The following is a 13,757-nucleotide window of genomic DNA, read 5'->3' as shown; positions in this document are numbered from 1 at the left end:
GGTGCAAAAAATGAAACGGACTTTAAATGCAAAAGAAAAAACACTTATCTTTATAAAACGCACGAAGAAAAAGAATCTTAAATACACTGGAATCATACTACCTATATTACTAATCGCTTTAGTCATTACCACTTGGATGGGACGGGCTGAGGAAGTGAAAACAGTCGCAACAAAATCCGATCAACCATTGACGATGACAATGGTCGGTGATGTGATGATGGGACGTTATGTTGAAGAAGTGACGGAAAAGCACGGGTATGAATACCTCTTCCGGTATATGAAACCCTATTTTGCCAATTCGGATTATGTCAGTGGGAATTATGAACATACCGCTTTAAAAGAAGAAGTATCTAACTACAAGGGAGCCGATACGCCCATCCGGTTAAACTCCAATACTAGCGGTGTGGCGGCCGTTAAAGATGCTGGCTTCTCTGTGGTGTCATTGGCAAATAACCATATGATGGACTATGAAGAACAAGGACTCCTTGACACGATTGATGAATTCAAAAGTGCGGATATGCACTATGTCGGTGTTGGATCGAACACTGCGGAAGCAAAAAACAGCATCGACTATGCGGATGTTAATGGCGTTCGTGTCGCAACACTTGGCTTCACAGACGTTTACGGTAAGGATGCCGTATCAAAAAGTAATAAAGCCGGACTATTGAACTCCAATCCCGATTTATTATTTGAAATGATCGGCAAAGCAAGGGATGCCAAGCAAGGCAACGCAGACTTGGTTGTGGTGAATATGCACTGGGGACAAGAGTATTCAACATCAACAACCGATCGACAAAAAGACTTGGCTAAAGCTATCATCGATGCGGGCGCTGACATCATCATCGGCCATCACCCCCACGTGCTTCAATCGTTCGATGTTTATAAAGATGGAATCATTTTCTATAGTCTAGGAAATTTCATATTCGATCAAGGCTGGACACGCACAAAGGATTCAGCCATGGTTCAATACCATTTAGCGAATGACGGAAAAGCTACAATCGATGTCGTACCGCTGCAAATTGAAGAAGCAACACCAAGGCCAGCTACCTCTTCCATTGACAAATCACGTGTTTACCGACAGTTGACGAAGGAAACGAGTGAAAAAGTCCAGTGGTCTAAAAAAGAGGATCGCATCGAGATTACCTTGGATCACAAGAAGGTAATCGATCATAAGGCACAGCGTGAACAAGAGGAAAAGGCAGCAATGGAAAAGAAAGCTGCACTGGAGAAAAAAGCAGCACAAGAGAAAAAGGCCGTACAAGCTAAACAACCGGGAATACAACCCATTCAGTAAGGAACGCTTTATCACTACTATTTGAAGAATGAAGACACACAACTTAGAATCTCAACGAAAAGGGGGAACAACCGATGATTAACCGTATGACGGGAAAAGTGCTCATATCCCTAAGCTTGCTCATATATATTGCTGGATGTTCGAAGACACCCCCTATTTCTGACACGAATGATCCGATAAAGAGTAAATCGGAACAATCATACGGGGTCAGTTCTTCAAATCCAATCGCAATAGATGTCGGGATGGATATATTGGAAAACGGCGGAAATGCGGCTGATGCCGCCATTGCGGTATCGTATGTATTAGGTGTAGTCGAACCTTATGGATCTGGCGTGGGCGGCGGCGGCGGTATGCTGATTGCCCCGGAATCCGGCGAACCCGAATTTATCGATTATCGTGAGTCCTCTCCAGAAGACCCAAGTTCAAGACACGATACAGGGATTCCTGGCTTAGTGGCCGGCATGCAGGTCATCAGTGATAAGTATGGGAGCGTACCAATGGCAGACCTTCTTCAGCCGGCTATAGATTTGGCTGAAGAAGGATTTGAAGTCAACGAATCGTTATCATCACGCTTAGAAGCGGCTCAGCCAAGGATATCTTCCGATGCGACTTCACTTTTTTATCCTGATGGTGATGCCATTGAACCAGGCAAAACCCTTATCCAGGAAAGACTTGCTGAAACACTGAAGGAGATCCAGCATGAAGGTCCTGATGGTTTTTATAAAGGCGAAATTGCGCGGGATATTAAAAGGGAATCAGATATCGACTTGATGGATTTAAAGCGCTATGAGGTGAAAGAACGGAAACCGGTCCAAGGAACATTTGCCGGTTATGATGTTTTTACCGCACCTCCGCCCTTTTCAGGAATTACCGTTCTTGAAATGTTAAAGCTAGCCGAGGAAATGAACCTAGGTGATTCTTCAAGCAAATCAGCTTATATGAAAGTCTTGGCGGGCATTACGGATACTGCTTATCAAGATCGGGCCGTCAATGTTGGAGATGGAATAAGTCACTCCAAGGCGGAAAAATTGCTCTCCCCCATTCACTTGGATAGTCTTAAAAATAAGATCAAAAGTGAAAAATGGGAAGATAAAGAATCGAATGGTTCCGAAGAACATGAAAGTACGACACACTTTGTGGTAATGGACAAAAACGGCACTGTCGTTTCCACAACGAATACGCTCAGTAACTTTTTCGGATCTGGGGATTATACAAATGGATTTTTCCTTAACGATCAACTGAAAAATTTCAGGTCCGGCTTGAACTCACAAAAGGCATATAAACGGTCAAGAACTTTCACCGCTCCGACCATTCTCAAGAAACCAGGGCGGGAATCGATCGGGATCGGCTCACCAGGCGGTGATAGGATTCCGCAAGTATTGATGCAGGTTCTTTATTCTTATACAGAAAATGAAGGCTCATTGCAGGATATCGTCGATCGTAATCGGTTCGTCTTTGATGGAAAGAAGATTTATACAGAATCCAGGCTTTCGGATGAAACTGTATCCGACTTGGAAGATTCCGGATACGAAGTCATTCAGAAGATTTCCCCCATGTATTATGGCGGGGTTCAAGGACTCGTTAAAAACGAGAAAAATGGACAAATATCCGGAGCTGGAGATAAAAGAAGAAACGGAAGCTGGAAAGCTCAGCAATAAACAGGCAATCCAGCCCCTCCTTTTCTAAATATCATATAAATTTTAGCGTTGTATAAGGGGATTTTGAATATGAATATCGTAAAAAAAATAACAAGCTGGGTAATACCTGTCCTTCTTGTAGCAGCCCTGCTTGTGACAATGAATACGTTTAAACGGACAGAAACATTAACACCCGACGAGCAAAAGAAAATAGAACTATATACGACAGTCGAAAAATAAAAAAGCTGGGGCATCCCCGCTTTTTTTATTTTTGCTGTTTTCACATACTTTGTTGCTATTTACCAAGTAGTGAGGTGTGGTTGATTTCCCCTCCAGATGCTCGCTTTCCTTGGTGCGGGCGGTGAGCCTCCTCGGCGTAAACGCCTGTGGGGTCTCACCTGTCCCGCCGCTCCCGCAGGAGTCTCGCACTTCCGCTCCAATCAACCTTAGATAGTTTCGTTTTAAAAACAACAATCTTTACGAAAAGAGCCTTTATTTTTGCAGTCAATGGGTATGGAAGATTAGATACACCACAGATACGGAGGATTACCATGATTGAAAATAGCTATACCGATTTTTTTGAATTGCAGGAAAATGAACTAGAATACCTTGATTACCGCATCATCGTTCATCACAGGAATCCTGATATTGCAGTTCTAGCCATCCATGGCGGGAATATCGAACCAGGCACGAGTGAAGTTGCAGCCGCACTTGGAGAGAAACTTTGTGCAAGCACCTACCTATTCGAAGGCCTAAAGCCAAGGGGCAACCAGGTCCTCCATATACCATCCCGCTTATTCAATGAACCGAGCGGCGTTTCAATGGCAGCGAACGCTCAGACCACCCTTTCGATCCATGGCCACTACGACGTACATAATGGGCTGGTTTACATTGGCGGAAGGAACGAACCATATAAGAACCTTATTCAGCAATGCCTCAACAAAGCTGGATTTCAAACTGATCATGCACCGCAGCACCTTTCAGGCATGAATGGAAACAACATCACCAACACATCCAAAACGGGCGCAGGCGTACAATTGGAACTTTCCACAAAGCTCAGAAAAAGCTTTTTCAAAGGTGATGACTTTACCAGTAAGAACAGGGTCAATCACTGTAATCTTCTTAAACGGTTCGTTACTGCCATTGAAAAAGCCACTCTTGAATATAAACAGGTTGAATGACCTTCTTAGTCGATGAGGCTTTCGGCTTGACCGAAGCTTTCGAATTTCTCGGCAAAATAACCTGACGAAAGGTTGGAGATATGAACGCCGGTGTTTTCCGTTGAATTTAGAAAACGGCCATCACCCAGATAAATTCCTACATGGGTCACACCCACCCTTGTTCCCGTGTCCCTAAAAAATACTAAATCCCCGGCCTTCGGATTATCGACTTTGGGCACCAATGAGAAGTAATCCTCTGCGGAATCTCGTTTTACAGAAAGGCCCTGCTCCTTCATGACCCAATAAATGAAGCCGCTGCAATCCATTCCGGTCATTGGATCTTCTCCCCCGAAAACATAGGTGAATCCGCGTAAAGTGTATGCATACTTGATGACATCATATGCTTTATCATATGCAGCCTCCTGGTTTACATAAAACGGAAATAGCGGGTTGCTGTATAGTTGAAGGTACTGCCCCTGCATCAACTCATCGGTATTTAAAGCGTTGCGGCTTTTGATTGCACTCATGGAAATGCTGTAATGCTCAGATATACTATTAAGCGTTTCTCCCATTTGGACGATATGCTCTCCTTTAGGCGTGTATGTTTTGTACTCCACTTGGTATTTTGCAAAGTAATCTTCTGTGGTGGATCTCACCTGAACCGTTTCTGCACCATATCCAGAATGGACAAATTGGTTTTCGCCGACATAAATACCCGCAGTCACGACTTTTAAGCTGTCTTTTTCCAAAAAGAATATTATATCCCCAGTTTTCGGAGTGACTGTATCCATCCCTTGCTTATAAAAACCATCTACTGTCAAACGGTCGACCGGCACATTTTGCCGGGACAGCACCCAATGGATCAATCCGCTCGAATCGAACCCTTTTTCAGGCGTTTCCTCTCCGGCTGTCTTTTTAAACCCTATGAAAGATCTCGCATATTTCGCAATTTTTTTCCCTCTCTCCGACCATTGATAGATGGAAGGGGTATACGCCGTTTGAATGATCGTCAACTTTTGGCCCGCAAATAACTTATCATCCGGTAAACCATTCGTCTTCATCAATTGCTCTGCCGATATATCATATGTCTTGGCAATCGATTCCACCGTTTCGCCAGAGCTTACAGTATGCACAGGATCTGCAGCCTCGGCCTTTAAACCAGGTAAGAAAATGAAACTAACCATGAATACCAATGTCAGTATCATACAGCTTATTTTTCCATTAAACATTTTAACCTTCCTTTTTTATATTTATAATGTTCAAGTAAATACCATCATATGAACCTTCTATCCTATCATCCACTTAATCAAATGAGCCTTAATGTCTACGGCAATTATATTATCGGTAAAATAAATGAAACTTTCAGTCTACTTTCCCTAAAAACAAACAGTCAGATTCAATTAAACACAACAAAAGCAAACTTTATTCCTATACCCCATCGATAAAAGTTGGAAATCGAAGAATTCCTAAAGGATTTTATTTATCTTGGCAGTATGGATAAAGGTAGATTAGAGAAATCCCGGTCATGATAAAGTCGTTTATATACGGCTTGCCCTATTTATGATGAGGATGACGATATAGGAGTTTGATAAAAATGGAAGATATAGTTTTGGAGGGGAAACGTATTTGAGGTTTTGCATGATAACAACGAAAATTGATAACGAAGGCGACGGGTTTTTGATCAGGAACCCAAATCCATTGGTATCACCCATCATCTAGCAGAAGTAAATAAAGGGAAAGCTAAATGGCATTTCCCTCTCTTTACTATGAATCTATCCCATATAAAGTTGTGCAAGCTTTTAATATCCGTGCCGACTTGTCCGATTCCTATATATTATTCCCCTTTGTAAAAAAAGCATGGATACTTGACCCGATCCTCTAAATTGTACTTTTGTACTTCCATTGAATATGTCCATCATAAAGAGATGTCCCAGCGATTCACCTCTTTAGAATGATGTAATGGCAATCTAACAAAAAAGGAAACCACTGTAATGGCCTCCCTTTTTGCAACACTTGTTATTCCCTACTTCTCTATCTGGAATTCCCCTAACGTCTGCTCCAAATCATTTATTAACTGTGTAAGCTGCTGTGTATATTGAGCAAGTTCATTGGAAGAAGCAGCTTGCTCCTGAATCGAATTGGATATTTTCCCTACGGAATCTTCCAGCTCTTTCATGGCTTCACTTACCGTGCTCACGGCATTTTTCTGATCCTTGCGGATTTGGTTCGTTTCATTGGTCGTTTTTTAGCAATTCCTCTGTATCTGACAGAATGCTTTGGATGATTGCTTGAATGTTTTTTGTAGCTTCTTTTGAACCATCAGCCAAGCTCCTTACTTCATTCGCCACGACAGCAAAACCTTTGCCGGACTCACCTGCCCTTGCAGCTTCTAAAGATGCATTCAAAGATAATAAATTGGTTTGTTCCGATATTTTCGATATGGCATTCGTGACCCGAAAAACAATGCCCATTGTAAAATGTGAAACGTTGCCTCCAGACACTCGCTTTACAAGGGCCGGGACCCCACTAGTGCATGCTGTGAAGGCTTGGCAGGCAGTCGGCGGTAAGGGAGCGATTTCCGAAAAGGGGTATGTGTAATGATTTCCACTCCAGGCACTCGCTTATCCAGAGGCGATCCGTGAGCCTCCTCGGCGCTCGCCTGCGGGGTCTCCCCTTGGCCACGCTTTTCCCCCAGGGGTCAGGTACCTTACGTTCCAATCAACTGGAACTTCTTTTTTAAGAAACATTGTAGGGAAACTGGCTCTTCTACTCCAATTCGTATACAGTCCGGCGGTTCCATCAATTTTTCGGAAAAGGAAGTTTCGAATTGCTCTCGCCCGAACCAAGATTTTAAAAGTAAACTAGTTTATCCTTCATGTTTCTTTACTATAATCCTTAATCGATTGAAGAAATTTGCGACACTCCTGCCGAATAACTGGCTAGACGAGACACCGCAGACGCTTGCGTCGAGGAGGCTTGGCAGACTGTCGGCGGAAAGGGAGCGGATTTCTGAAATCAACTGAAACATTTTTTAAATAAAAAACTAGACCGACATTAGAATATCTCGGTCTAGTGAATTCGAAGCTGATTCTTTTCATGAAGGAAAGGTGATAACTCATTTTACTTTCTACCCGTCTTGGTGAATTGCTGTCCAATTGCACCTATTATTAAAATGATGATCGAAATGAGACTGTAGTCCTTAAAAAAGGTCGTAAATGGAATTTCCAGAAATAAGAACAGCATCGTAATCAATCGTCCTATAAGCAGAATCATTCCGATAACTACCATCCAATTAAATAAATTTCCCAAAAAACCCATCTTTTCCTCCTTTATGACTTTCATGTATCATCTTTCTACAAGAATAAATATCCGGCATGCGGAAAAACCCTTCAGCCTGACATGTCGTTCCTTTCCCCATTACTCGGAGGCATCTTTTGGGATAGGTTTACCGGCTTCGACCAACACTTTGCTGCCCAGTAGGAAAAAACCTTGAATGAACAGCAATATACCCGTTCCTATAAGGAGCCATTCAATTTTAATGAGGTCGGATATCGGTCCGAATACAAGCATTCCCAGGGGCATCATGGAAGTCGAGATCATTCCTAAAACACCAAATACCCTCCCAAGAAGATCACCCTCGATCTTCTCCTGTAACAAGACCATGGACGGCGTATTAAAAATGGGCATCGCCAATCCCACTACCCCCATGATGATCAAGTAAATCCAAAAAACGGGGATGATTCCAAGAGCGAAAGTACAGGCACCAATTATAAGGCTTGCAAGTGTCATCGTATGGATCTTGTTTTTAAAGCCTCCCCAGGAAGCCATGAAAATACCGCCTAGCATCATACCGATGGCAAAGGTGATTTCTATCGCAGTCAACCGCCATACATCATTCCCGAAAGAGCGTGTGACCTGAAGCGGAGTTAGGAATGCAACTGGTGCGGCAAGCACGAAGAAAAATGCGAAAAACATAAAGAACTTCTTAAGAAAGTCGTGATTCCTGATATAACTGAAGCCTTCTTGCAAATCGGTGAAATAGCTGGTTGTTTGCTTTTGTAATGCCTTCGCATGTGCTGGAATTTTCAAAAAGGCCAGCAATGTGAAGATGGCAATTGCAGCTGTAATCACATCAATGAAGAAAATGGTTTCGATTGAAGCCATCGTAAGCAGCGCGCCGCTCACCATGGGGGAAACGAGCATCACTAGCGCTTGAATGCTTCCATTTGTCCCGTTCACCTTCGTAAGCTTATCCTCTGGAACAAGTTGCGGGAGAATGGCCCCTACTGCCGGAGTCTGGATCCCAGTTCCGATCGCACGGACAGCGGACATGACGAAAAGCAGCCAAAGCTCATCGTAGCCGATTAAAAACAAGATGGCCAATACGAGCGTCGAAATGGCAATCAAAGAATCCGAAAGAATGATCAGTATCTTCCGATTATAGCGGTCTGCCCATACCCCCGCGATTGGGGAGAGTATGAAGGTGGGCACGAAACCACAAACGATGGATATCGTCATCATGACACCCGACTGTGTATTCAACGTGATATACCACATGATGGCATACTGGACCAAGGACGAACCAAAGAGGGATATCGTCTGACTGCCTAGAAAAAGAGTGATATTCTTTTTCCAATTGTCCTTTACTTGATCATTTAATGATTTCATCTCTTAAACACCTCATTCTATTTTCAATATTTTTTTCTTGATGCCCTAAAAAAAACACAGGCTATTTGCCTGTGTTTAGAGTAAATGGATCAGAACCTATCTAAAGAAACCTGAGAGGATGAGTATTTTAACGATAAAAAAATCAATCTCCCACTGGCCTTCAGTTTGGTCAATACAATGGAGGATCTTACACTTATCCAAAATGACCCTTGGATAGGTAAAGTAATTCTCCCCTTATAATTCTTCCATTTTATAGTCAATTGAAATCGTGAAAACCTTTGATCACAAAGGTTGCCCCGGCTTCAGCGGGACACAAAAAAGAGTTGAAATCGTCTCTTTTTTCTTAAATGCGTAAAATGAAGGTTTCCTTAAAAATAGACAGACCATTCCCATTTACCCTGCGGACGGCAGAGCTCTTGAACGTATTCAATTAACGGTTCAAAGATTGGAAACGCAGTCTGATAAATGTCACAAGGAAAACCTCCATTTCTCAAAAGTTAAAGTCATCTTATCATGGTACCAACTGGAATATCAATAAAAAACTTCCATCTGGCAGAAGCATCATTTCGGCTTCGGCCGAAATTCATCATTCCGCTTCCTTATGTATCCTGCTGCATGTCACACATCCATTATCCATCCATTCGTTTGACGGCGGCCGTATATTCCTTATGCCATTTTTCCCATTCATCCATTGGGAAGTCCTGATGGTGTCCATCAAGTAAATCACTAAACATTTCAAGGCAAATATGCCAGCCTGCCAAATCTTTTGATGTATGATCATTAACTGGCGTGATGGATTCTTTCAATACCAATGAGCATCCATCCTTTTCAGGGGATACCTCGAAACGAACCCAGCCGTCCCCCCATTCAAAATCTAAAACGGCAGATTCCCGGAAGTCCCTGATCTTCATATCAAAAGATTTCCCTGACCCATCATTGAAATTGAATTTTATCGTCCCATCTTTTCGGAGGTCCTTCATTTCCAGGTTGGACATCCACTTTTCCACCTTATCATTCTCCGTTAAAGCACCCCATACCTTTTCAACCGGATGATTGAGCAGGCGATCGAATCTTGCGATAATCCCATTACCTTCTTTTTCGATTACAGCTTGCACTTGGACTCCCCCCACTCAATTCGTTACCCGAGATTATTTTTATAATAAAAAATGGTCGGTTGGAATTCACCATTTGCAGATTTCGCATAATCAGGAATCCTGCCTGCCTGAATATATCCCAATGAGGTATACAGGAGATTTGAAGGATCTCCTTCCCTCGTATCAAGGACCAATAATGTCCGCCCTTCCTGCTTGGCCTTCTTCTCAGCCTCTAGCATGAGTGATCGTCCTATGCCATTTCTTCTATAACCAGTATGTGTCATTAATTTTGCGATTTCCGCTCGATGGCCGCCATTTTGCTTTGAACATAAATGTAACTGTACACTCCCGACAATCTTACCCTGTAACTTTGCGACCAACAGAATCACATCACGATTCATGGCACTACCCCAGTAATCGACGGCCTCAGACTGTTTCATGGGTGGTAAAAAACCGATGGACGCACCATCATCCACCACCTGAACCAAAAGGTCGGAAAGTTCATTAAGATGGTATCCAATTGATGTTAATTGTTCGATTTTCACATCGGCATTCAAAGTAATCACAACCTTTTAGAAGATATAATAGATTCACCATCCCTGGCGCTTTGATAAAGAAGTAATATGAGCCAGATGATGTCGTCCGTGCCAAGCATAAATGCCTATATTTTCACCGACAGTCACCTTTCCTGAATCAGGATGGATGAAGGTCCGGCTCAGGTCATCAGCATGAAGGTCCGATAAAAGTTTACACATTCGGATATGTATACTTTCGAGCAGTGATAGAGATACTTCAATCGGCAAATCATAATCAGGCAGCTCAGCCCATTGCCCCTCCTCGTACGTTTTAATGACAGGACTTTCTTCCGTAAGGGCCAATTTGAAGCGAATATACGCATTCATATGACTATCGGCAACATGATGCACCACCTGACGGACCGTCCATCCTCCAGGCCGATAAGCCGTATCAAGCTGTTCATCATCCATGTTACCTACCGCTTCACGCAGCATCCGAGGCAAAGCTTTAATCTCTTTGAGCCACGCCTCGGCTATACCACAAGTAATTTCCCCGTCAATCTGAAACTTCCCGACCGGGTATCTTAAATCCAACTTCATTCCCCCTTGATGTTCAATAAAAACAGCATCTATATATATTCTTTATCGATTAAGACAAATCCTTTTTCCGGCATACTTTGCTTTGCTCTACTACTCATCACTAAACACCAGGAAATTTATCCCACTACATTAGCACGAATACTATTTCCATATTTAGCAACCATAAACAAATGAATGGCATGTACATCAATCCATCTTTAAACAATGGAAATGGGGATAGGATCATCTTGAAAAAAATCAGTTCGATACAAACCCTTAGCATCTTCTTTTTATCAATCGGCCTTCTTAATCACGTTATTTTGATCCCTTTCCTCCTATCCACCGGCGGAAGGGATGCTTGGTTTTTTTCTATCCTAACTATTGGATTGATCCCGATTTGGGCCTATATATTATCGAGAATAATCAAGAATATGAATAATCAATCCCTGACGGATTGGCTTGAAAATAGATTTGGAAAACACATTAAAAATATCGCTTTATTCTTTATCGTAATTTATCTGATCAGTCTTGTTTTGGCCACTACAAAGGAAACGATTGATTGGATCACGACAAGCTTTCTTTTTGAAACCCCAAGTTTAGCGATTATCATTCCGTTTACGCTGCTATGCATTTTTCTTGCCCATTCTGGTATGCGGTCCATCGCCATTTGCTCGTCTGTATTATTGCCAATAGTCGTCATTCTTGGCATTTTCGTTGCGACCGGAAATATACCGACAAAAGACTATAGCCACCTCCTTCCCCTTTTCGAGAATGGCTATTTTCATGGCATAAAAACCCTTCAATATTCTGGTTATGGCCTTGCCGAACTGATTTTAATCGTTTTTTTTCAAGAGAAACTTTCGGATAAGCTCAAGATAAAGGTATTAGTATTCTTATGCCTTGGACTAGTATTTTTACTTCTTGGTCCATTAACAGCAGCACTCGCTGAATTCGGGCCGAACTTAGCCGAAGTCATGAGGTACCCCGCCTATGAACAATGGCGTTTGCTGACAATTGGTAAATATATTGAACATACAGACTTCTTTTCCATTTACCAATGGCTTGCTGGTGCCTATATCCGTGTTTCAATGGCGTTATTCTTAATAATGGAAGTCTTTAAAGGAAAAACTAATAATGTGAAGCATGGAATTCTTTTCGCTGTAGGTTTTCTGATGGTCGTCATCTCCATCGTACCATTCAGTAATTTCAAGTTCTTGCATATAAGCCAGACATTCTACTATCCTGGCGCTTTTTATTTCCTGTTACTGTTGTCCGCCTTTTTGTTTATCGGCACTTTCATCAGATCTAAGGAGGGGAAACGACATGCGAATGAAACGATCCAAAAATGAGCCACCCCTCTTAGAATTAAGGGAGGAAACATTTCGGGAGTTATTCAGTTCAAGCTCAGATATCAAGTTTGAAATGATTTATATCGGAGAAACCGAAAGACCCATTACTGTCCTTATTTTTTACTGCTCGGGTATGGCCGACATAAGTTTACTGAACGAAGGGATTTTGGAAAAGTTAAACAAAATGATGGAATTGGATGAGAACATCGATGCCGAAGAATCAATCAATAAGCTAAAACCCTTGATAGACCTCAGGAAAGTAACCATCGATAGTGAATTCAATAACGTCCAGCAGCTGATTTTCTCCGGGCATGCCTTATTATTCATACCCTCAGTCCAAGAGTTATTTTCAATCGAATTGTCCAACGTGCCGAACCGGCAGCCCGAGGAGTCTTCCTTCGAGGTCTCGGTAAGAGGGCCAAGAGATGGGTTTGTCGAGGACATTTCCATCAATACGGCTTTAATCAGAAAGCGGCTAAAAACAAAGTCGCTTGCCTATGAAGAGTTTATCGTTGGCAGGCGCAGTCAAACGAAAGTCGGACTGATGTACATGGATGACATCATCAATAAAGAACTCATTAAAAATGTAAGAACGGAAATTAACTCCCTTGATTTAGATATATTGGTGAGCAGCCAACAATTGGAGGAATTGATCACTAACAGTAAATATAGTATATTTCCACTCACTCATTATACGAGTCGCCCTGATTTCGTAGTCGAAGCACTCAATCAAGGAAGATTCATTCTAATCGTGGATGGCATGCCAACGGTAATCGTGGCCCCTTCTACCTTACTATTGCAAATAAAAACCGCAGAAGATTCGAATCTTCCTTATCTATTTGTAAGCCTTGAGCGACTTCTTCGCTTTATGGGGCTTGGCATTACCGTTTTATTGCCGGGGTTTTGGATCTCCATTTCCGCTTTCAATATTGAACAGGTGCCGTTCCCATTACTGGCCACCATAACCCTTTCAAGGCTGGGGCTTCCCTTATCTGCCACGATGGAATTCATTCTCATGCTCATTTTATTTGAATTATTCCGTGAATCCGGGGTCAGGTTACCTAAAGCGGTTGGGCAGACAGTTGCGGTTGTAGGAGGCCTGATTGTCGGTGATGCGGCGATAAGGGCAGGACTGACTTCACAAACCATGCTTGTCGTCACTGCCGTAACCTCTGTTGCATCTTATACACTTGTAAACCAGTCTTTAACTGGTGCCGTTACCGTTCTGCGAATGTTTGTACTGTTACTAAGCTGCATTTATGGAATCTACGGCTTGATAATCGGTTTCCTTTCCATTGTCACTTTACTATCCAGGCTTGATTCATTCGGTGTTTCATATATTGGCGGAATGAACCCGCCAAGAATCACAAAACTCCTGGATTCATTCCTGAAGTCGCCATGGAATTCAATGAGCAAACGATCCTTGGCCGCTAATGATAAAACCAGAAAGGGGCAGTAAGG

Annotated in this window: 13 protein-coding genes and 1 pseudogene; 6 read left to right on the top strand and 8 right to left on the bottom strand. The window is 42.5% G+C overall.

Annotated elements, in window-relative coordinates; all coding sequences use genetic code 11:
- The first annotated feature begins 10 nt into the window (after positions 1–10).
- The 4 genes from OTG27_RS21445 to OTG27_RS21430 all read left to right on the top strand — a co-directional run bounded on the left by OTG27_RS21445 (position 11) and on the right by OTG27_RS21430 (position 4,112).
- Complete coding sequence (locus tag OTG27_RS21445; RefSeq protein WP_098186023.1) at positions 11–1,294, top strand: CapA family protein; 1,284 nt, start codon at positions 11–13, stop codon at positions 1,292–1,294.
- A gap of 74 nt (positions 1,295–1,368) precedes the next feature.
- A complete protein-coding gene (locus OTG27_RS21440; protein WP_268938050.1) occupies positions 1,369–2,952 on the top strand; it encodes a gamma-glutamyltransferase family protein in 1,584 nt (527 codons plus the stop codon).
- 69 nt (positions 2,953–3,021) lie between these two features.
- On the top strand, positions 3,022–3,171 hold the full coding sequence (locus tag OTG27_RS21435; RefSeq protein ID WP_156319646.1) for a CapE family protein: 150 nt from the start codon (positions 3,022–3,024) through the stop codon (positions 3,169–3,171).
- Positions 3,172–3,482: 311 nt separating this feature from the next.
- Entirely contained in the window at positions 3,483–4,112 is a 630-nt protein-coding gene (locus OTG27_RS21430; RefSeq protein WP_268938049.1) for a poly-gamma-glutamate hydrolase family protein, read from the top strand.
- 5 nt (positions 4,113–4,117) lie between these two features.
- Here the strand turns inward: OTG27_RS21430 and OTG27_RS21425 are convergent, their stop codons facing one another.
- The 8 genes and pseudogenes from OTG27_RS21425 to OTG27_RS21390 all read right to left on the bottom strand — a co-directional run bounded on the left by OTG27_RS21425 (position 4,118) and on the right by OTG27_RS21390 (position 10,968).
- Positions 4,118–5,320, bottom strand: a complete 1,203-nt coding sequence (locus OTG27_RS21425) for a C40 family peptidase (RefSeq protein ID WP_268938048.1) — start codon at positions 5,318–5,320, stop codon at positions 4,118–4,120.
- A gap of 794 nt (positions 5,321–6,114) precedes the next feature.
- Positions 6,115–6,288 carry a hypothetical protein gene (locus tag OTG27_RS21420; protein ID WP_156500257.1) on the bottom strand — a complete coding sequence of 58 codons (174 nt, stop codon included), beginning with the start codon at positions 6,286–6,288 and terminating at the stop codon, positions 6,115–6,117.
- A 90-nt stretch (positions 6,289–6,378) separates the two neighbouring features.
- Positions 6,379–6,547, bottom strand: a pseudogene (locus OTG27_RS21415) (methyl-accepting chemotaxis protein); the annotation flags it as partial.
- 664 nt (positions 6,548–7,211) lie between these two features.
- Complete coding sequence (locus OTG27_RS21410) at positions 7,212–7,409, bottom strand: hypothetical protein (protein ID WP_231892170.1); 198 nt, start codon at positions 7,407–7,409, stop codon at positions 7,212–7,214.
- Positions 7,410–7,508: 99 nt separating this feature from the next.
- Positions 7,509–8,759, bottom strand: coding sequence for an MFS transporter (locus OTG27_RS21405; protein WP_268938047.1), 1,251 nt, complete (start codon positions 8,757–8,759; stop codon positions 7,509–7,511).
- Positions 8,760–9,388: 629 nt separating this feature from the next.
- Positions 9,389–9,874 (bottom strand): SRPBCC family protein, encoded by a 486-nt coding sequence (locus tag OTG27_RS21400; protein WP_268938046.1) that lies wholly within the window; start codon positions 9,872–9,874, stop codon positions 9,389–9,391.
- 23 nt (positions 9,875–9,897) lie between these two features.
- Complete coding sequence (locus OTG27_RS21395) at positions 9,898–10,410, bottom strand: GNAT family N-acetyltransferase (protein ID WP_098186286.1); 513 nt, start codon at positions 10,408–10,410, stop codon at positions 9,898–9,900.
- Between the two features lie 33 nt (positions 10,411–10,443).
- Positions 10,444–10,968 carry a YfiT family bacillithiol transferase gene (locus tag OTG27_RS21390; protein ID WP_063575413.1) on the bottom strand — a complete coding sequence of 175 codons (525 nt, stop codon included), beginning with the start codon at positions 10,966–10,968 and terminating at the stop codon, positions 10,444–10,446.
- Between the two features lie 227 nt (positions 10,969–11,195).
- Between OTG27_RS21390 and OTG27_RS21385 the strand changes: the two genes are divergently transcribed.
- Together OTG27_RS21385 and OTG27_RS21380 are read left to right on the top strand one after the other, a co-directional pair.
- Positions 11,196–12,296 (top strand): endospore germination permease, encoded by a 1,101-nt coding sequence (locus tag OTG27_RS21385; RefSeq protein ID WP_268938045.1) that lies wholly within the window; start codon positions 11,196–11,198, stop codon positions 12,294–12,296.
- The gene (locus OTG27_RS21380) at positions 12,271–13,755 is read left to right on the top strand and encodes a spore germination protein (protein ID WP_268938044.1); all 1,485 of its coding nucleotides are present in this window, start codon (positions 12,271–12,273) and stop codon (positions 13,753–13,755) included. Before OTG27_RS21385 ends, OTG27_RS21380 begins: the two co-directional genes overlap by 26 nt.
- The last annotated feature ends 2 nt before the right edge of the window (positions 13,756–13,757 follow it).

The organism is Peribacillus sp. AS_2, from assembly GCF_026891895.1.
In the GTDB taxonomy this organism is placed as follows: Bacteria; Bacillota; Bacilli; order Bacillales; family DSM-1321; genus Peribacillus; species Peribacillus frigoritolerans.
Note: the sequence above shows the minus strand (reverse complement) of the source record. Positions and strands in the feature narration are given on the sequence as shown.